This window comes from Humiphilus diazotrophicus (assembly GCF_059726315.1).
Window position 1 is genome coordinate 4,901,148 of the sequence record NZ_AP040870.1, and the last position, 21,123, is coordinate 4,922,270.

Here is a 21,123-nt window from a genome sequence, read left to right on the forward strand (position 1 = left end):
AATATGTAGATCGAAACCAGAAAAGCTTGTGCAGCCTCCCGTAAGGAAGGCCGCACTCTACTTTGCCGGAGCGTATGTTGTTGAAAGTATTCCCGGCTATTTTCTCTTCACCAAAACAGTAGTCGATGCAGCTCCAAGCTGGATTTGGTATGCACCAGCTTCTATTGGAGCATGTGAATCGATCTGCCATTGCATCGATTTACCAGCTTCGGTTGTACCTTCAAAGTGAAGGCGTGCTATTTTGACATTTTCTGTTGCCGGGGCTAAATGCAACCGCACGGTCTTCTTGTCTTGATCAAAATCTACAGACTCAATCTGTCCGGCGTCGAGAGTGATCCATAATCCCAACGGTGCAAGGAAGGCACGGCTTCTGGAGGAGTCAAGGATGGAGAAGTGTATTGTCCTGCCTTGCTCTTCTATATTTCCTCCGAAACATAGCCATCCCAGAACTTCATCGTGAATCAGGTAGGTTCCAGTATTGAGTGCATGGCCAAGGAAGTTAGGACCATAGTCACCACTATAGGGATCGAAACTCATCTTGTCAGGGAAAGAGTGAAATGCAGCCGAGGCAAAACCCTTCTCATCGATGTTGGTGAGTGGTCCCATCACACCACCATAGCCGGCCCGCAACAGATATAGGTCGTCTGGATGCGAACGGTACTCTGTTAGCAAGGGGATTGCATTGAGCCCCGAGCCGTAGTGGTGCAACTGGCGCTCAATCCGAGGATACTTTCCGCCGTAGAGGAAATCCCAATAACGCCGCGCACTTCCGTTATAGCCCCAACTTGGGATAACCGGAGTATAGGCAACTATAGCGTTCAGCGTAACGTCCGTTTTTTCCTGATAGCCAAAGTAACGGGTCCAGGCGTAGACCTCTTCCTGCCCTGTTGAGTCCCAAGGCATTTCGCTTCCGAAGGGGTATGCTTCGTTCTTCCACTCTGCCGCACGGTCACGCATTACACCCTCAAGCTTGGCCGACTTTTCCGTCCATCCTTCGGCTTTCATATCGTCCAACAGCCGGAGGAAGATAGTTCCTTCCATATGGCCAAAGCGAGTGTAGTAAGGTGCCTGCGTACGCATGGCAATTGTGGTCTCATAGGCCTGGTTGAGATACCACTGCCACGGATGTTTTGTTACCAAGCTGGTGGAGTTGCGTGCTACGCGATAAAGAGACCAATACGTTGCAACTACATGTGGATAATTGAAGGACCTCCCAATGTCGTCCGCGCCTTCCTTGTTCCAGCTTGTCCAACTCTTCCAATTGAATTCGGGATTGTAAGGGAACTTGGGCATTAAGTCAGGCTGATAGAAGAAGAGGCTCTTGTGTACTCCGTATTTGTGCTCTCCTTCGCTTACCTGAAGATGACCCCAGAGTACGCCATCGATAAAACTTTCCAGCTTTGCAATTTCCTCGGCATTGGGTTGCAAAGATTCTTTCATTGCCGCAGCCAGCCAGGAGCCTGCTCCACCTTCATCGCTCAATCCGGCGATCCAAACGCGCGGATCCTGTAAGACCTGTTTGCCTGCTTCATTGTCATAGCTGATTATGGAAGGAGAACGATGGAAGGGATCGTTGGGATCATCGAACCACTGTTCATGAAAGAGGAACCGGCCCATATCTGCGACCGCCTGGATTTCCGACTTGATCGTGCGATAACCAATGCTTTGCACTGTGCCATCAGTGTATGTAATCACAAGTCGAGCGCGTCCCCACTGTTTGCCCTTCAAGGTGTATGTGCGCAGCCCGTTGGCTAGCTGCCCTTTATCTTGAATAGCGATTGCATCGGCAGGTTCACTGACAATTGTCTTTACTGGAGAGCCATAGCGAAGGAAGAGCTTCGCTTCCATATCCTGAGGAAGGATGTAGCCAGGAATACCGATTGCTACCGGTCGCTTATGTTCGGCTAAAGTTGATTCCACCTTGCGTAATTCCGATGCGACAAGTAATCGGACTCCAAAGGTTATGCTCTTGTTTGGGGCAAGAGTTTCGGACGTCGAGGGATTCCATTCCTGCACTCCCTTCCATTCGGTTTCGGCAAAGGCTGCAGAGTGCACCATCCAATCATAAGAACCTTCAAAGGTTGTGCCGCGCGGTGTAGGATCATTGCCCAGTTCTCCCAGATGAGATTCGCGGGAGCGTCGGTCAAGTATCGGCTTCCAGGCTTCGAAGGGAGTATGTCCATCTGGTACAAGCAACAATACCGGCCCCTGGCCCTTTAGTGGGGAGACCTGAACGTATCCGGCATCTTCACCGATATAAGGATCGTAGAAAGAGCATCTGCTGTACGACTCTTCGAGAGTGCGGCCATTCATGATGTTATTGAAAACCATGGCCATACCTACCCCTCCAACTTCAATCGGGGTATTCGACGTATTGGTCAAAGTAAATCGCAGGACCAAGTCGCCGCCATCTACTTGCCAGGTGCGTATTACTTTTATCGGGGTAGCTGCAGGAAGGGACGAAGTGATATCGCTTGAGAATTCTGTTGTGTTTGAGACAAGTACCGTGACTGGTTTGCGCTGGAATGCTGTGGATAAGGTGCTCCACTCTTTGGTACCTGCAGGACGCAAGCGGAGATCCAAATCCCCGAGATGGTAAAAGGTATCTGCCGATCGATGCTTGAGGATATCTCCGGGAGTGTAATCCCAATTGCTATTCGCTTTGGGAGAGAGTCTGGCAGCAGTACCGGAATACTTCAGCAATTCCAATGTCAATGAGGGCGATTGTAGCGTTATTCGCCCACCATCGAGCATCGGTCCTGGAGGAGGTCCCTGTTTCTCTTGTTGTGCCTGTGCAGTACTGGCCGCTAAGGGGGCAACGAGAAGGGCCGTGACTACGAGGCCCCACCGCAGCGGGGCGGTCTTCTCAAGAAACCGCTGCATAGATCGACAAGAGAAAAGCTGCACAGAGAACCTCCACTCCAGAAATCGAGATTGTCCAGTTCGGTACTATTGATGGATACGCAGCAGAACCACACCGTGTGGTGGTACAGCAGCATGCCATGTATCGTTCAGGCTGGGTATGTCTTCATGTTTCCAGAGATCGCGTGCATGTACGCTGCCCTTGAACCCGAGCCGTTCGAGAGGCGCATCGAGCTTCAGCGGCATTGTCCAACGATTGAACACGGCTACTGCTTTGCTTCCATCGGCTAATGGCCTTGACCATACTTCAAGCGGCCCTTCCGTATAGACACGGTCCCCTTGTTTCCCGAGGGAGTCCTGGTCGATGGCGATCACTTCGCGATTCATCAGGATATCTTTTGTCTCCTGCGTCATTGCAGAAAGGTCGTTGCCTGCAAGCAGTGGAGCCGCGAGGATGGCCCACAGACTCATGTGAGTCTGGTATTCGTTGGGCTTCATGCCGCCATTGCCGATTTCCAGCATGTCTGGATCGTTCCATTCGCCGGGCTTTGCAAATGGACTCAATCCTGCCTGTCCGAAGCCGATCTTTGACATGGAATCGTAGTTGTCTTCAATATCACCGGTTGTGCGCCATAGATTTCCGCCTGCTTGTCCTCCCCAGCGCCATACCGCTTCCCATCCGTACTGGCAAAGGCTCAGGACAATTGGTCTCCCGGTTTTGGCCAAGGCTTCGTGCATTTGGCTGTAAATCTCGATCATGACTTCACGGGCTTTGTCGTGATCATTGCCTGCCCGCTCTTTGAGTTCTTTGGTGTACGAGCAGAGATCGTACTTCAGGTAATCGACACCCCATGCGGCATAGGTACTGGCATCCTGTTGTTCGTGGCCCATGGAGCCCTCGAATCCGGCACAGGTCTTTGCTCCCGGGGAGGAATAGATGCCGAACTTCAACCCTTTTGAATGGACGTAGTCTGCAAGGGCCTTCATGTCAGGGAATTTTTCGTTAGGCTGAATGTGACCTTGTGCGTCGCGCTTGCCTTGCCATCCGTCATCAATGTTGACGTAAATATATCCAGCGTCGCGCATTCCGGAGCTGACCATCATATCCACGGTGTCGCGAATGGTTTTGTCGTCTACCTTTTCTGCGAAGTGGTTCCAGCTATTCCATCCCATGGGAGGCGTCTGCGCAACAGTTTCAGCTTTTGTTATTCCAGAAGCAGTGATGATCGAGAGGAGTATAAGAGGCAAAAGACGCCCTGAACGAGGGGTAAAGGCTTTCATGCGCGATCTCCGGATTGGTTTACGGAACGGCGGAATTGTATACGAATAGTATCGCCACATTGTATACAATTTACCGGCATTCTCCGCTAAAATTCAGCAAGTATTATTCACTTTTCATAGCGAGAGCGAAACTGGCGCGAGCGGATCCACCACCAGACAGGAGATTTTTTCTTCCCGACTTGATGTATCCGGGATTCTAGGATGTCCGCGTTAGGTTTCCTCGTTGAGGAATAGAGGAACTGACTATGCCGAAGATCTTGTTGGTGCTGGGTATGGTGCTGGGGTGTGCGGGGTTGCCGGCACAGGGAGTCTCTCAAGTTACCACCGCCGATTATGAGCGAGCGGAACACTTGGCCGAGAAGTACCGTGGAGTGGCCCTGAACATTCCAGGCAAGGCTGTGTGGATCGAGGGGGAGAACCGCTTCTGGTATCGAAAATCTACTGCAGCGGGCGGGCACGTCTTCGTCCTGGTCGACGTACAAAAAGTGGAGAAGCGACCTGCCTTCGATCATGCTCGCCTGGCGGCATCTCTGTCTCCTCTCTTAGGCGATAGCATCGCAGCAGAAAAACTGCCATTTTCTACGTTCAACTTTGTAGAGAAGGGAACTGCCCTTGAGTTTGCTGCAAACGGTGCACGCTGGAACTGCCTCCTGAGCGATTACAAGTGCACACGGCTAGGCCCCGTAAAGCCCTGGTGGCAGGAGGAGGAAGAAGAGCAGGAGCACCTTCAGGATGTAAATCGTAAGGATCGCAGTCGCACATCCCCGGATGGCAAGTGGGAGGCGCTAGTTCTTAATTACAACCTCTATATACGCAAAGCTGGTTCGAAAGAGGCCCCAACAGCTCTGAGTACCGACGGCTCGGAAGGGAATTACTACAGCTTCTCCTCTCTTGAATGGTCGCCGGATTCCAAGCATCTTGCGGCCTATCGTATCCGTCCGGGCTTCCATCGCGAAGTTCATTACATCGAATCTTCTCCTGAGGATCAGCTTCAGCCGAAGTATTTCTCATACGACTACACGAAGCCAGGGGATGTTCTCGATTTACAGCAGCCGGTTCTCTTCGATCTGGAATCGAAAAAACAAATCGCGATTGATAGTCAGCTTTTTCCTAATCCCTTTGACCTAGGCCATCCCGAGTGGCACAAGGACAGCCGTGGATTCACGTTTGAATATAACCAACGTGGGCATCAGGTCTATCGGCTGATTGAAGTGAATGCAGCTACGGGAACTCCGCGGAGCCTGATTTCAGAGGAGAGCAAGACCTTTGTCGATTATCGTCGGATTGTTCCCGACCAGTATGACACTGGAAAGATCTATCGCTATGACGTAGAAGATGGCAAAGAGATCATATGGATGTCCGAAGGAGACGGTTGGGCTCACCTCTATCTCTACGACGGAATCGTCGGCAAGCTTAAGAACCAGATTACAAAAGGCAATTGGGTCGTACGTAGTGTGGACCACGTGGACGAGAAGACCCGACAGATATGGTTTGAAGCCAGCGGTATGAACGCCGGCATGGATCCATACTTTGTGCAGGCCTATCGTATTAATTTCGATGGGACAGGACTAACTCCGCTTACTAATACGGATGCGAATCATACCTTTGCTTATTCTCCGGATGGCAAGTTTTATGTCGATACCTGGTCTCGTATCGATCTTGCACCGAAGATGGAGCTACGCTCAGCGGCTGACAATCGAACTTTGATGGAACTCGAACAGGGTAGTCTGGAGAAACTGGTCGAGGCTGGCTGGCATGCTCCTGAATCCTTCCATGCAGTCGGGCGGGATGGCAAAACTGAGATCTGGGGAATCATTCATCGTCCTGCGAATTTCGATCCGAAGAAGAAATATCCGGTAGTCGAAGATATATACGCAGGACCACAGGGATCTTTTGTTCCAAAGTCCTTTACCGAACGTATTGAAGCTCTGACGGAACTAGGATTCGTTGTCGTTCAGATTGACGGAATGGGAACGAATAACCGTTCGAAGGCCTTCCATGATGTCACCTGGCAGAATCTGAAGGACAGCGGTTTCGAGGATCGGATTCTCTGGCATAAAGCGGTCGCTGCGAAATATCCGTGGTACGACATTTCGCGAGTAGGTATCTTTGGTACTTCCTCTGGAGGCCAGAGTGCTATGGCTGCAGTGTTATTCCATCCGGAATTTTATAAGGCCGCAGTAGCGAATAGTGGATGCCATGACAATCGTATGGACAAGATCTGGTGGAACGAACAATGGATGGGATGGCCAATAGGCCCTCAGTATGCCGCCTCTTCAAATGTTGAGAATGCATATCGTCTGCAGGGTAAGTTGTTACTGGTTGTCGGAGAACTCGACCGCAATGTAGATCCCTCGTCGACCTTTCAGGTCGTGAACGCTCTCATGAAGGCCAATAAGAAATTCGATCTTCTTTATGTTCCGGGAGGAGAGCATGGTGCGGGAGGTGCATATGGGCAGCGTGTCCTCTTCGACTTCTTTGTCCACAATTTGATGAACATTGAGCCGCCAGCCTGGAATTCGAGCACGGGCAAAGGTCAGTAAATTCAAAGGACTATCGCGCTCTCGGATTTCATTGCGACCGGAGTAACAGTAGCGAATTTGTTTCTCTGGAGCCTGTTCTTGAATTGATATCTGAGTGGCCATTCACCGGAGAGTGGCCACTCTTTGCTCATCTGGTCTGATCTCTCCAAAAGAAAAAACATTCATGACTGCCGCTTGCGGTGATTTTGAAAGTCATTTCCGTCTTCCCGTCCGTCCACATCTGTCCTAAAACCCAAGAATACAAATTTATAGCTTGTAAAAAATACAATCAAGAATACATAATCTGATTCACCCTGGAGTCCATTTCCAGGGAATTTTGCCGTAAGCCAGATTGGGCAGCCCTTTATCCGCTGAGACCGCCTTTCCTTTGGCTTACTTGGTTCCCGAATCCGTGGTCAGGGAAACAGGCCCCAGCTCTACTAGTTCTGTTCGTAAGCAAATTAAGCAATTTGGAGAGGTCTATGTGCCGTCAATTCAAGCAGTTGATGAGAGCCGCAGCCATTCTTGGCTGTTTGCTCAGCTGGGCTGATTCATCTACATATGCACAAAGCGGTTCGCAGGGAAGTGTCGTTGTCTCCGTGGTGGATACGAGTGGCGGCGTGGTGCCACGAACTTCGCTGGAACTGGTGGATCAGGCTACGAATGATAAGCGAATTGCCACAACAAAAGAACAGGGAACCTATACCTTTGTGAACCTGTCGATTGGAACCTATCGTCTTACCGCATCCAAGGCTGGGTATTCCACTACTGTTCTCGACACGATCATTGTTCATGCTTCGCAGGTCACCGAAGCAACTGTAACTTTGAAGGTTGGACAGACCAACGAGACAGTAAAGGTCGATGCAACTGCGACGCCACTGCTGGAATCCAGTTCTAACGCGATTGGAACTGTGGTCGATCTGAAGCAGATTGAGGACCTCCCCATGCAGGATCGTAACCTGACGGCTTTGGCCAAAATGACTCCAGGTTATACGGGGGACGTGACCGAAGGGCATGGGGTGTGGAACGGACAACCCTTTAGCAATCAGGGGAGCAATATCGACGGCGTGGTTGGCAGTGCCTCGCGTGGCAAGTATGAGGGCAATGTAACCCCTGCGGCAACACCTCGAATTGAAAACATCGAAGAGATGAGTGTACAGACAGATCAACTGGATCTCGATCAGGGCTTCGGTCAATCAACGATGCAGCTCAATTTTGTGACTCGTCGAGGTACGAACAAGTTCCACGGACGCCTCTATGCCGATTTTCGCAACTCAGGTCTCAATGCAAATACCTGGTACAACAATGCCGTCAACCAGCGGAAGGCCAAGCTGATTTATAACGACTTTGGAGCAACGCTTGGCGGTCCGATTCTGCATGACAAGTTATTTTTCTTTGGCGGTTTTTCAACCCGGCGTGTACCCCAGACGATTCAGGCTACAAATCTATATCTTCCAGCATCTGCTCAAGCTGGGAATTTCACCTACCAGGGAACAGATAACAAGATCTACACCAAGAACCTGTTTAGCTTGGCCACGAGTTACAACGCAAGTTTACCGGGAACCTTGAATGCATCGATTTCCAAGAGCCTTGCTTCAATCAATAAATCACTAGCTTCCGGATCTACGGCGGCAACATCCGACCCGAACATCAACAGATTGACCTGGAATTCTTCTGCGCCGCTGATTTATTACTATCCGACCGTGAGGCTTGACTACACCCTTTCGCAGAAGTTGCGTATGAGTCTGGCTTGGAATATGACGCAGGAGACGCAGGATGGGGCGTATCCTGCAAACTTTCCTGGGGCAGAGTTTAGTGATCAGGTCTCTGGATACAAGACACGCAGATACACCGCTTCTTATGGTCTTGATTGGCAGATCTCTCCAGTTTTGATCAATCAATTCAAGGCGGGATTTCTCTACAGCTCCAATCAATATTCAAACGGAGTAAAGCCTCTCTATGCGAGTAATCCCATGGTGGATTGGAACATGGAGTCTTTTCTCGGTTATAACTCCTACACCATGTCGGGGCAGCAATATCCTCTCCCTGTATCCAATTACTACCCGGTTTTCAACGCCTCCGATTCATTCAGCTGGCAAAAGGGAACACACTCGATCAAGTTTGGATTCTCCTGGTATCGCGAGCAAGATCACTATTGGAATCCACCGGCAGGTTTTCCCAACTATTATCTAGGTCTTGCTTCAGGCGATCCGGCATTGAATGCTTTTTCGAATGGAACCTCGGGTAGTTTGCCAAATGCGAGCAGTACCAAGTTGTCGGAGGCTCAGCAGATCTATGCCATTCTGGCGGGACGTATTCAGAGCGTATCGGGCAGCTATCCCTATTCTTCGTCGTCAGGAGGTTATCAACATCAGATTGGTGCATACAATCTGAATGAGTTGCAAGCCGCATGGGGCTTATTTATCCAGGACTCCTGGAAAGTCAAGCCCACACTGACGATTAACTACGGCTTGCGTTGGGACTTCACGGGAGACGATCACGATCTGACCAAGGCCTACCACTCCGCACTTCCTTCCGGGATCTACGGTCCCTCGGGAGTTGGGAATCTCTTCAAGCCGGGGAGCCTGTTAGGCGATCAGAATCCTGTCATCACTTCCCGCTCTCATGTGTACGATCCCTGGAATGTTTCGCCGCAACCAGCTATTGGGTTGGCCTGGAATCCACAGAAACATGATGGGCTTTTAGGTAAACTGCTCGGCGATGAGAAGACCGTAATAAGAGCTGGATTTAGCCTTCGCCGGTATACCATGCCTCAGCAGTATTTCTGGAATGGAGCTTCCGATTACGGTGCATTTTTCTATCAAGGCTTTTATTTAAATGCGAATACTACTGGAACCTCAGGAACATTCTCTCCAGGCTCTCTTTCTCTCGGTAACAGTCTGCCCGCATATGGATATTCGCCAACAAGCTATCAGGCTACTTCGCCGGAATCTGATTTCACGTTCTTGAATTCTGTTGGGATCAACGGCATTGATCCGCATATTAAACAGCCCTACAACGAGAGCTGGAACTTCGGCATTCAGCGCCAATTCGGCAGCCGGGTTCTTGAGATTCGGTATAGTGGTAATCGTTCCCTGCATCAATGGCTAACGATCAATCCCAACGAAGTAAATATCTTTGAGAACGGATTTCTATCCGAGTTTCAAAATGCTCAAGCCAACTACGCGGCCAATCATGCTGCAGGTATAGAGTCGTTCGCTTATAACGGGCTGGCAGGTCAGAAAAAGCTTCCTATCTTCGACGCAGCATTTGCCGGCGAAAGTTCCGGCGGTACCGGCATAGGGCTGCAGGATTATGGGAATAGTTCCTATCTGAATTACGTTCAGACTGGCCAAGCAGGTGCTATGGCGAATGTACTTACCGGGGTGGGTGGGGCTGCAGTCTATTTCTGTAATCTAGTCGGAGCGTCTTTTGTTCCCTGCGTAAACAATGCCGGTTATACGGGTGGAGGGGCTGGTTATCCAATCAACTTCTTCCAAGCGAATCCTTATGCTTCGGGAACCAGCAGTTCTCCTTCCAGCACAGGATATGTAACTGCGGCAGGTTATTCCAACTACCATGCTCTGCAGATCGATCTCCGGCAGCAGTCCTGGAAGGGGCTGCAACTCGACGGGAATTATACTTTCGGCAAAACTCTCGGTCTTTCATCGACCCGTTGCTGGACGGGGTGCGCCGATAATCTGATGACCTTACGTAATCTTCATCGTGGGTACGGTCCAACCCCCTACGATATTCGGCAAGTTCTGCACATTACCGGAACATACGATCTCCCTATTGGGCGCAACAAGACGTTCCTGAGTAGCGGAGGTTTGGCCAGCCGCATCCTCGGAGATTGGACAATTGGTTCCATCCTGACGTTTCAATCCGGAGCCCCGGAACAGATCACCGGAGGGAACAAAACCTATAACGATTATGCGGATGGAGGCATTGTTCTTACAGGTGTTACCCGTAAGCAATTGCAACAGTCTGTAGGCGTTCATCGCATTCCCGGTCAAACATACGCGGCTTTAATTGATCCTAAGTATCTAGCCAGTTCTACCGGAAATGGGGCGAATAGTACCTACATCAACCCTAATACCACGGCTGGGACGATTGGAGATGTGCTATATCTCTATGGACCTCATGCCTTTTACCATGATGTCTCGTTATCGAAGGCCTTTCCCATCCGAGAAGATCTGAGGTTCCGCTTCCAAGGAGAGTTCCTCAATATCTGGAATCATCCGGTCTTCGGCAGTACTCCATATTCGTTTGGAAATGTAGACCAAACTTTCCAGAACTCGGTACAGTCCAGCAATTTCGGAATTGGTTCTGTCTCGAATAGACCGCGCGTCATCGAGCTTCGAGCCAATATCGAGTTCTAGAGCGGAATCAGGGTTACTGTGTTCGATCGAGCAAGGGATAAGTGCAGCTTTTCTTGACGGAAAAGCTGCGCAGTCCTCTGTGGCTTGCGGATACATCTACCCTGATTCCGCTCTGAAAAAGAAAACCGTGCAGAAGAGTGAAATCTTCTGCACGGTTTGGATGTTTTTAGCAATTGACGGTCAGCGATTTGTGGCAAGCTTCTTCTGCGTTTCGATCCAATGGACCATGTGCTTTTCAAATACATCCAGTGGCAGAGGGCCTTCTGCAAGAGCAGCATCATGGAAGTTCTTGATGTCGAACTTGTCTCCTAATTCTGTCTTGGCACGCTCGCGCATCTCGAGAATTTTCATCTGCCCAAGCTTGTAGGCCAAAGCTTGTCCTGGCCAAGCGATATAGCGGTCAACCTCAGACTGGATATTCGGATCGTCCATCGCTGTGTGGGCACGGAAGAAATCAACCATCTGCTGCCGAGTCCAGTGCTTATAGTGGACTCCCGTATCTACCACCAGGCGAACGGAGCGCCACATCTCATTTTCGAGTCTTCCATATTCGCTGTAAGGATCCTGGTAGAAGCCTACTTCCTTTCCCAGACGTTCAGCGTAAAATGCCCATCCTTCGCTGTAGGCGTTATAGTCTCCGAATCTACGGAAGGGCGGGAGATCCGGCAATTCCTGTGCTATCGAGAACTGCAGATGATGGCCGGGAATTCCTTCGTGGTAGGCGATAGCTTCGACGTTTAATAACAATCTGCTTTCGGGTGCATATTCATTGACATTGATGCGTCCGGGGCGAGAGCCATTCGCAGCACCAGGAGAATAGTCGGCTGGCACAGCGGCAGGAGCACGGTAAGCTTCCATGGGAACAACCTCCAGTTTGTTTTTCGGGAGATGTCCAAAGAGCTGAGGTAGTTTGGCATACATCTGGTCGGTGTAGTGCTGATAGAGATCGAAGATCTGCTTGCCCGATGTTCCACGAAATCTAGGATCCTTGCGGATATGCTCGTTAAAGGTTTCCAGATCGGAAAATCCTTGTTGCTTCGCAAGAGCCAGCATCTGCTCATCGATTTGCTGAACTTGCTTCAGCCCCATTTGGTGAATCTCTTCCGGAGAGAAGTTTGTGGTCGTCATTAGCCGGGCTGCTAGACGGTAGCGTGCTTCTCCATCGGGTAATGACCAGACTCCATATTCAGTTCTCCCTTTTGGGGCATAGTCCTTGCGAACAAAATCCGCGAAGCCTGTATATGCGGGCAGAACTTCTGTTTCGATTGCTTTGCGAATCTCCTGAGTGAGTCGCTGCCGGTCCTTCTGCGCAATACTGTCCGGGAATTGTTGGCATGGCTGAAAGAAGGGGCTCTGTTCCGGAGCTTGATGCGCGAGACCATCGGTTTGCGCGACGACTTTCTCTAGAAGATATTTCGGCGGCATCAGATGGTCCGCTAATCCGAGGCGCATGTTAACTGTTGTCTGCTGTATAACTCGAGGGATTTGGTGCAACCGTGCAATATAGTTTTCGTAGTCGCGAAGATTTTCAAAGGGCATTTGCGAAGGCATTGCTGCCAGATCGAGATGAACACCGTTCATCTGATCTACGGGCATCTCCCATCCCTTCAGTGCGGCAGCGTCAATGCTGCTCTGCAGACCTTGCAGCATCAATTCCAGATTTAACTTCTCTTCCTCTGGAAAGCCTGATGTGTCTATGGTCTTGAACTTTTGAAGCGTTTGCTTGGCATGGTCTAGTGCTTGAAGATGTGCTGCGGCCGAATAATCGCTGAGCCGATTGTTAAAGCGCTTGTCCCCAACATAGGTGGCAAACTCCGGATTTGTTTCGAGCTGATATTCCCATTCTGCTGCCAGCGCTTTCTTGAGCTCAGTGCGACGGGATTCTAGGGATTGCGACAGAGACGTGGGACACGAAGTGCCAAAAATCAAGGCTGCTGCAAGAACAGCGACTACTCGCTGCATGAAGGTCCTCCTGGACAGTGAAGCGGCATTTGCGACTGAGTTGTCGCTAGACTGAGAATGCCCTAATTGGGGTAGTACACCCTATCAGTGTAGTCGCAGAGAATGACGCAAGCTGTCGTAATTTGTATACAAAAAATGCAAATTTGATGTATACATACTGCAAACTACAAAGTCCCTCGATGGCAAGGAAACAAGATGAGCAAGCGGATCTCCCGTCGTGATTTTTTCGCTGCCTCTGCGGCGGCTTCTTTAGCAATGGGGGCTCCCCGTTGGCTTACTGCTGCTACCTCACCCGGTAAAACGCAGCATATTTTGGTGCGCACTGATGTGGAAATTGGAACCATTCGTCCGGAACTGCACGGCCAATTTGCCGAACATCTGGGTTCCTGCGTTTATGGTGGGATCTGGGTTGGCAAGGATTCTTCTATTCCCAACATCAATGGTTTTCGAAAAGATGCGGTGCAATATCTGCGTGAATTGGGGGTTCCGGTTCTACGTTGGCCTGGTGGATGCTTTGCCGATGACTATCACTGGCGCGAAGGCATTGGACCGGTAAAGCAGCGTTCCAAACGAGTGAATATCCACTGGGGCGGATACCTGGAAGACAACAGTTTCGGGACTCATGAATTTATCGAACTGTGCCGCATGATTGGGGCCGAGCCGTATCTCGCCGGAAATGTGGGTAGTGGCACACCGAACGAACTGCGGGATTGGATGGAGTACTGTAATTACCCTGCCGGAAGTACCTTGTCGGATCTTCGCGCGGCAAACGGATCAAAGGAACCTTTCCGTGTGAAGTACTGGGGTGTTGGTAATGAGAGCTGGGGATGCGGTGGAAACATGCGTCCGGAGCGCTATGGGGATCTCTATCGTCAATTCGCTGTCTATTTGAAAGATTTTGGTACAGAGCCATTTCTTATTGCCAGCGGCCCTTCCGGAGACGATGTTCGCTGGACGCGCGGTCTCCTGGACACGCTACAAGGCGGACTTCCCGATGGACTGAGTATGCACTACTACTCAGGTGGTAGCCAGGTTGCTACTAAATTCGATGGGACTCACAGTGATGAGCAGCTTGCGATTTTCAAAAAGGTCGAAGAAGCTATTGTCCATCAACGCGACGTGCTCAATGGCTATCATCACGGAGATAAAGTAGCTCTCATTCTCGATGAGTGGGGAGTCTGGGACACGATCCCGGAAGAGGATGAGAAGCGCAGAGGGAAACTTTGGCAACAGAGCACGATGCGTAGTGGCGTTGCCGCCGGATTAGGATTGAATCTCTTTAATCGTCAGGCAGACAAGCTGTACATGTGTAATATCGCCCAGGTGATGAATGTTCTGCAATCGTTGTTGGTGACCGATGGCCCGGACGGGAAACAGTCGGTTCGTACGACTACGTATCATGCATTTGCCCTTTTTAAAGATCATCGTGCAAAGACGGCCGTGCGTGTGGAAACAGAAGACACCTCTGCTTTAGGTGTGTCAGCTTCGGCTTCGAAGGATAAGGATGAGCATTCTGTTCGAATCAGTTTGGTTAATCCCTCCCGCGAGGCTGAATTGCACATCGATTGCGAGCTGCATGATGCAGTTCCTCGACAGGCAACCGCAATGATTCTGCATGATAGCGACATTAACGCTTATAACAGTTTCGATATGCCGGATCGGGTCATTCCCAAGGCGCATCCTGTGCGGGTAGAGAATGCGAGAATCAAGCTCGACCTTCCGCCATTTTCGGTTGTAACCATAAACGTGAAAACTGCGTAGAGCCTGTCAGGCTCTAGTCTTGTCTCCAAAGTATCCGGGGAGCAGGGGCCCTTCTTCGACGGAATGGCCTCGCAGACATCCGTTTTCCGTCATTACTTTTCTTGATCTTTCTTTCAAAGGTCGAAAACGCAGAAGTTGAGAAAGTGCCACTTCGCCCAAGCTATGCATGGCAAAGGGCTTAGCTGTATTTAAGGGAATCGAATTTCCTGGAAGGGAGCAAATTTCCAACTTTAAGAAAAGGATTTCTCAACAAAATAAAACGCTTTAGGTAGGAAAATACCAAGGTTCAAGTTGTTCATTATTTTCAGGTTGCAAATATACAACAATGAATACATAATTTTATGCCATTACGGATTCGAGAAGATGTTTTCTCACGAATACAACCTGGCAATCCTTACGAATGCCAGGTCAAGAAAGACGCCAAAGGCAGTCTAGGGCGGCAGGATCCGGAAACTGCAAGAACTGGTAGTACTGCGGGTGTGCAGGGGAATGAATAAGGAAGGGAAGAATTGTTGATGCTAAAAATAAATACAATATTGTGCACATTCTCGGCATTTCTTCTGCTGGGATTGTTTTGTGGAGAAGCGCGGGCGCAGAGTGGGTCGCAGGGAGCGGTTGCTGTCACGGTTACGGACGCAACTGGTGGTTTAATCCCACAAGCTCATTTGGAACTCGTAGATCCTTCCACAAATGCTGTTCGCACTGCGAAGACCCAGGAGAAGGCCGGCTATACCTTTGTCAATGTGAATATCGGTACCTATCGCTTGACGGTAACCAAGGCTGGTTATGCGAACACGGTATTGGAAAGTATTCTTGTGCATTCGGCACAAACAACGGATGTCGCAGTTACCCTACAAGTTGGCAAAGCATCCGATACGGTAACGGTAAGCGCGAGTATGACGCCCTTGTTGGACGTTAGTACTACTTCAATTGGCAGCGTTATCGATCTCAAATGGATCGAGGACCTTCCCATGCTTGGCCGTGATTTAACCGCTTTGGCCAGGTTGACACCGGGCTATACCGGCAATGTGACTGGTTCCAACGGAACTGGCTACGGGGTTTGGAATGGCCAGCCCTTCAGCAATCAAAGCAGTAGTGTTGATGGTGCCGTTGGTGGTGCTTCCCGCGGGAAGTATAACGGCAATGTCAATCCCTCCGCTTCCCCTCGCGTTGAGAATATTGCGGAGATGTCGGTTGTCACAGATCAACTCGATCTTGACCAAGGCTTTGGTCAAGCGACAATGCAAGTCAACTTCGTTACGCGGGCAGGTACGAATGAATATCACGGTCGTATCTATGTTGATTCGCGAAATTCAGGATTGTGGGCTAATACTTATGCTCACAATGTGAACAAGCAGCGTCGTACCAAGGTGATTTTCACGGACTTTGGCGGTAGTGTAGGTGGACCTATTCTTCGGGACAAACTGTTCTTCTTCGGTGGGCTCTCTTCGCGCCGCATCCCTCAACAGAAGGACACCAAGAACAACTATCTGACCTCTGCAGTACAGTCAGGAAGTTTTACCTATGTCGGAAATACCGAGACGGACAAAACTACTCATACCGTAAACCTGCTGTCATTGGCGCAGTCGTACAACACTGCAAATGGCACGTCATTGCCTACCACCGTTAACTCCAAAATTGCCAGCGAACTCTCAGCCATTAATTCATCTCTTTCATCGGGTACGACACTGTCCACAACCGATCCCAATGTTAATGAGCTAAACTGGACAACTCATAGTCCCGACACCTACTACTACCCAACCATGCGTCTGGACTACAATCTCTCCTCCCGGGTTCGTATGAATCTGGCCTGGAATGTTACAAATCGCACCACTGATAACTCGTATGCACCGACGTTTCCTGGGGCGGGTTTTTCAGGCCAGGGTGGCTCTTATCACATGCGTAGCTATACCGCGAGCTATGGTGTGGATTGGGATGTAACCCCAATGATGATCAATCAGTTCAAGGTTGGTTATCTCTATAACTCTACCCAGAACGCAAAAGACGCGAAACCTCTTTACGCCTCGAACCCGACTGTATATTGGGGGATGGATAACTATGGGTTCAATGGCTCTATGTCTGGCCAGGTTTATACAATGCCGACATCGAACTTCTATCCCGTTCTTAATGCCTCGGATACCTTAAGCTGGCAAAAGGGTGCCCATTCATTCAAGATGGGTTTCTCCTGGTATCGGGAGCAGGACCACTATTGGAACGATCCTCAAGGTTTTCCGAAATATTCTTTGGGATTGGCTACTGGCGATCCGGCAATCAACGCGTTTTCTCCGGCAACTCTGCCAAATGCAAGCAGTACAAAACGGAGCGAGGCTCAACAGCTTTACGCCATCCTTACAGGGCGGCTTTCCTCCGTTAGCGGATCGAACACCTATAACCAAGCAACGAATAGTTATTCTTCGCCAGGAACCATCAGCGCCTATAACCTCGATGAGCGTCAGACCGCATGGGGTCTGTTTTTCCAGGACTCTTGGCGTGTATCTCCCAGCTTCACTTTTAACTATGGTTTGCGTTGGGATTTCACCGGCGACAACTATGATTTGACTGGTGCATACCACTCTACTGCGAAGGAGTCGATCTATGGTCCTTCGGGGGTGGACAATCTATTCAATCCTGGTTCTTTCAAGGGCGTAAGCAACCCAACGGTAGATGCTCGTCCGCACAGCTACGATCCGTGGAATGTTTCTCCTCAGCCTGCCGTTGGTCTTGCTTGGAATCCAAAAGGAAAGACTGGATTGTTCGGCAGAATCGTAGGAGATGGCGAGACGGTGGTACGTGCCGGGTTTAACCTGCGCAGGTTTACAGTTCCCCAGCAGTATATTTGGGATAACGCCTCATCGTATGGTGCATTTTTCTACCAGAAGTTCTATTTAAATGCCAATACCACAGGGGAGAGCGGTACCTTCACTCCTGGATCTTTATCGCTCGGTAATACTATGCCTGCATATGGTTTGTCGCCTTCTTCGTATTTGAAGTCGGAGCCGCTTGCAGACTTTACCTTCATTAATTCCATTGCAGTTTCAGGTATCGACCAGCACATCAAACAGCCTTACACCGAGAGCTGGAACTTGGGAATCGAACGGCAGTTTGGGCATGGTGCTCTTGAAGTCCGCTATAACGGAAATCGTACACTTCGTCAGTGGATTGCTATCAATCCCAATGAAGTTAACGTATTCGAAAATGGATTCTTGGAGGAATTTAAGAAGGCACAGGCGAACCTCAAGGCATATATGGCTGCCCATCCTGATTGTGGTCAAGAAGGATCTGCACCTTGCAGCTTTGCAAATAATGGCTTGGCAGGGCAATCTGCGCTGCCAATCATCAACGCCGCGTTTGCAGGCTCCACTGACTACACAAATACTGACTTCGTTAACTATTTGCAGACCGGACAAGTTGGTACGTTTGCTAATACCTTGAGCGGTGTGGGCGGAGCGACCACCTACTTCTGTAACCTAGTTGGTTCGAATTTCACTCCATGTGCGACTAATGCTGGATATAGTGGCGGAGGCGCCGGATATCCTACGAATTTCTTCCAGGCTAATCCGTATGCTGCTGGGACGAGTACCAGCTTGATGGTTTCCAAGGGGTATTCCTCTTACCATGCGTTACAGGTCGATTATCGCCAGCAAATGTGGAGAGGTCTGTCTTTCGATGCTAACTATACTTTCGGTAAAACTCTGGGCTTAGGATCGACTCGTAATTGGACAGCAGGGGGAGACAGTATTTATACCTTGCGCAATATGCGTAGGGGATATGGTCCTACTCCTTTTGATATTCGCCACGTCCTGCATATCAGTGGTACATACGATCTACCGGTTGGACCTGGAAAGGCATTTCTCGGTTCCAATCATTGGTACAATCGCGTGCTTGGTAACTGGACGGTAGGTTCGCTTCTCACCTTCCAATCTGGTGCCGCACAGCAGATTACCGGTGGAAACTATACCTATAACGACTATGCCGATGGCGGAGTCAGGCTGAATGGTGTAACCCGTAAGCAGTTGCAAAGTGCTGTCGGGGTACACCGTGTACAGGGAACTTCTTACGCAACGTTAATTGATTCGAAGTATCTGCAAAACAAAACCGGTGGTGGTGCGAATAGTTCCTATATCAGCGCGAACACCACACCGGGAACGATTGGAGACAACGTTTATCTCTACGGTCCGCATGCCTTTTATCACGACGTTTCTGTGTCAAAGGCATTCCCCATTCGTGAAAAGATAAACTTCAAAATCCAGGGTGAGTTCCTGAACGTGTGGAACCATCCAGTCTTTGGAAGCGTCCCCGGTTCTTTCGGTGGCGGCGACAATGTATATACCACCAGTGTGCAGTCATCCAGCTTTGCGACGGGTTATGTAACCAATAATCCTCGCTGGGTTGAACTGCGCGCCAACCTATCCTTCTAGAAGACTTCTCCCAAATCGGAGGAAGTTGACGAACATCGCTCCAGGGGACCTGCCAGGCGGCAGGTCCCCTGGAGCTTTTGTGGTCTATAAAACAGCGGCTAGGAAGAACGTGCTGTATTCGGCGGTAGAAATGCTTTAAACTCAAGGGGCATCCGAGCCGTTCGGCTCCAAGGTAGATCGAGTCAGGATCACCGGTAAAGATAAAGTATTCAGACAATTTGCAGCAGCAGGACCACGTAGTTCGAAAACGACTGTAAATCAATTCCCAAGGCTACGTACAACCTATGCACACTGGACTTACCCCGCCAGAGGAGGAGTCACGGGATGGTTTTACCCGTGAACTAGGTCTGTTCGATTCGGTCATGATCGTGGTCGGCATCATGGTTGGATCGGGCATCTTCATCGTTTCCGGTTCTATGTCCCGCGAGATTGGCAGTGCGGGCTGGCTGCTTGCTGCCTGGGGTATTACCGGAATCCTTACTGTAGTCGGCGCACTCTCCTACGGAGAATTAGCTGCAATGATGCCTCATGCGGGTGGCATGTATATCTACTTGCGAGAGGCCTTCTCTCCCTTACTCGGTTTTTTGTATGGCTGGACATTGTGGACGGTTATACAAACGGGGACTATTGCCGCTGTTGCAATCGCTTTTGCACGCTATACAGGAGTTCTTCTACCTGCAATTGCGGAAGATCGTTATCTGATTGCACCTCTTCACCTCTCTTCGCATTATGCTGTTTCCCTTTCTACCTCTCAGCTATTGGCTATCGGAATCATCCTGTGTTTGGCGGGTGTGAATAGCCTGGGAGTACGTCTAGGCAAAGTTGTACAGAACCTTTTTACTGCCGCAAAGCTTGGAGCGTTGGGCGGAGTCATTCTTCTGGGATTTATCCTGGGGGCAAATAGCGAAGCGATTCGATCGAATTTTTCTCATCCTTTATCGGCACAAGGTGTATCGATTCTCTCGGATGGCTTAACCGCGGCAACATCTTTTGGACTGTTTGTGGCGATCTGTCTTTCGCAAACCGGTTCGCTCTTTGCTGCCGACTCCTGGCATGACATTACCTTTGTTGCTGCAGAAGTGAAGCATCCAAAGAAGAATCTGCCTGTAGCCCTGTTCCTGGGAACCAGTATGGTGGTTGTGCTTTATCTGCTCTGCAACACAGCATATCTTGTCACACTTCCTCTCAGCGTCATGCAGAACACCCCCAGCGATCGAATCGCAGCGGCAATGTTAGAGAAGATCTTTCCAGGATTCGGTGCTTCTCTTCTTGCTGCCGCGATTATGGTTTCTACCTTTGGAACCGTGAATGCTCTGACGTTGGCTGGTGCAAGAGCATGCTTCGCTATTGCCAAGGATGGACTATTCTTCTCAGCTGCAAAACAGCTGAATCGTGCACGGGTGCCTGGCATGGGGCTTCTGTTGCAAGGTCTTTGGGCCTCTTTACTTGTTCTCCCTCGTACCTATAATCCTGTGACGCATCAATATGGAAATCTCTATAGCGATCTTTTGGATTACGTTATCTCTGCAGCTCTCTTGTTCTATATCTTGACGATGGTTGGGCTGATTCGTCTACGCAAGACGCGTCCGTTTGCAGCGAGGCCCTATCGAGTATGGGGATATCCCTTTACTCCGTTACTTTATATCGTGGGAGCAAGCATTATCCTGGTAGTACTTTTCCGCTATAGTCCTGGAACCACTTGGCCTGGCTTAGGCATTGTGGCCATAGGGATTCCTATTTACATTCTTCTCAAGAAACGGAATAGGGCCAAGAGACAGGAAGTGGACAGTTCTCCTTTGAGCTCCGGATCTGTGATCGATGCATTTCCTGTTGTGAACGAACTCGACGAAGATGTTTCTGCTGCGGGATAATTTTGTACAAGCTTAGGTTTCTGGGCTTCATCTGTCTTTAGTATGAGACTGATGATGAAGCCCA

Annotated in this window: 8 protein-coding genes; 5 read left to right on the forward strand and 3 right to left on the reverse strand. The window is 49.9% G+C overall.

Annotated elements, in window-relative coordinates; all coding sequences use genetic code 11:
- Nucleotides 1-96: 96 nt before the first annotated feature.
- Together AC6I7T_RS20545 and AC6I7T_RS20550 are read right to left on the reverse strand one after the other, a co-directional pair.
- Nucleotides 97-2,907: a DUF5695 domain-containing protein gene (locus tag AC6I7T_RS20545; RefSeq protein ID WP_497789435.1), complete on the reverse strand. Its 2,811-nt coding sequence runs from the start codon at nucleotides 2,905-2,907 to the stop codon at nucleotides 97-99.
- A 42-nt stretch (nucleotides 2,908-2,949) separates the two neighbouring features.
- A complete protein-coding gene (locus tag AC6I7T_RS20550; protein WP_497789437.1) occupies nucleotides 2,950-4,143 on the reverse strand; it encodes a glycoside hydrolase family 27 protein in 1,194 nt (397 codons plus the stop codon).
- Between the two features lie 245 nt (nucleotides 4,144-4,388).
- Between AC6I7T_RS20550 and AC6I7T_RS20555 the strand changes: the two genes are divergently transcribed.
- Both AC6I7T_RS20555 and AC6I7T_RS20560 read left to right on the forward strand, forming a co-directional pair.
- The gene (locus AC6I7T_RS20555; protein WP_497789438.1) at nucleotides 4,389-6,686 is read left to right on the forward strand and encodes a S9 family peptidase; all 2,298 of its coding nucleotides are present in this window, start codon (nucleotides 4,389-4,391) and stop codon (nucleotides 6,684-6,686) included.
- A 461-nt stretch (nucleotides 6,687-7,147) separates the two neighbouring features.
- On the forward strand, nucleotides 7,148-11,047 hold the full coding sequence (locus AC6I7T_RS20560) for a TonB-dependent receptor (RefSeq protein ID WP_497789440.1): 3,900 nt from the start codon (nucleotides 7,148-7,150) through the stop codon (nucleotides 11,045-11,047).
- A gap of 180 nt (nucleotides 11,048-11,227) precedes the next feature.
- On the opposite strand, the gene AC6I7T_RS20565 is transcribed toward AC6I7T_RS20560, so the two are convergent.
- Nucleotides 11,228-13,009, reverse strand: coding sequence for a DUF885 domain-containing protein (locus AC6I7T_RS20565; RefSeq protein WP_497789441.1), 1,782 nt, complete (start codon nucleotides 13,007-13,009; stop codon nucleotides 11,228-11,230).
- A 195-nt stretch (nucleotides 13,010-13,204) separates the two neighbouring features.
- Between AC6I7T_RS20565 and AC6I7T_RS20570 the strand changes: the two genes are divergently transcribed.
- The 3 genes from AC6I7T_RS20570 to AC6I7T_RS20580 all read left to right on the forward strand — a co-directional run bounded on the left by AC6I7T_RS20570 (nucleotide 13,205) and on the right by AC6I7T_RS20580 (nucleotide 21,059).
- On the forward strand, nucleotides 13,205-14,770 hold the full coding sequence (locus AC6I7T_RS20570) for an alpha-N-arabinofuranosidase (protein WP_497789442.1): 1,566 nt from the start codon (nucleotides 13,205-13,207) through the stop codon (nucleotides 14,768-14,770).
- Between the two features lie 515 nt (nucleotides 14,771-15,285).
- The gene (locus AC6I7T_RS20575; RefSeq protein ID WP_497789443.1) at nucleotides 15,286-19,188 is read left to right on the forward strand and encodes a TonB-dependent receptor; all 3,903 of its coding nucleotides are present in this window, start codon (nucleotides 15,286-15,288) and stop codon (nucleotides 19,186-19,188) included.
- Between the two features lie 284 nt (nucleotides 19,189-19,472).
- Nucleotides 19,473-21,059, forward strand: a complete 1,587-nt coding sequence (locus AC6I7T_RS20580) for an APC family permease (protein WP_497789444.1) — start codon at nucleotides 19,473-19,475, stop codon at nucleotides 21,057-21,059.
- Nucleotides 21,060-21,123 lie beyond the last annotated feature (64 nt).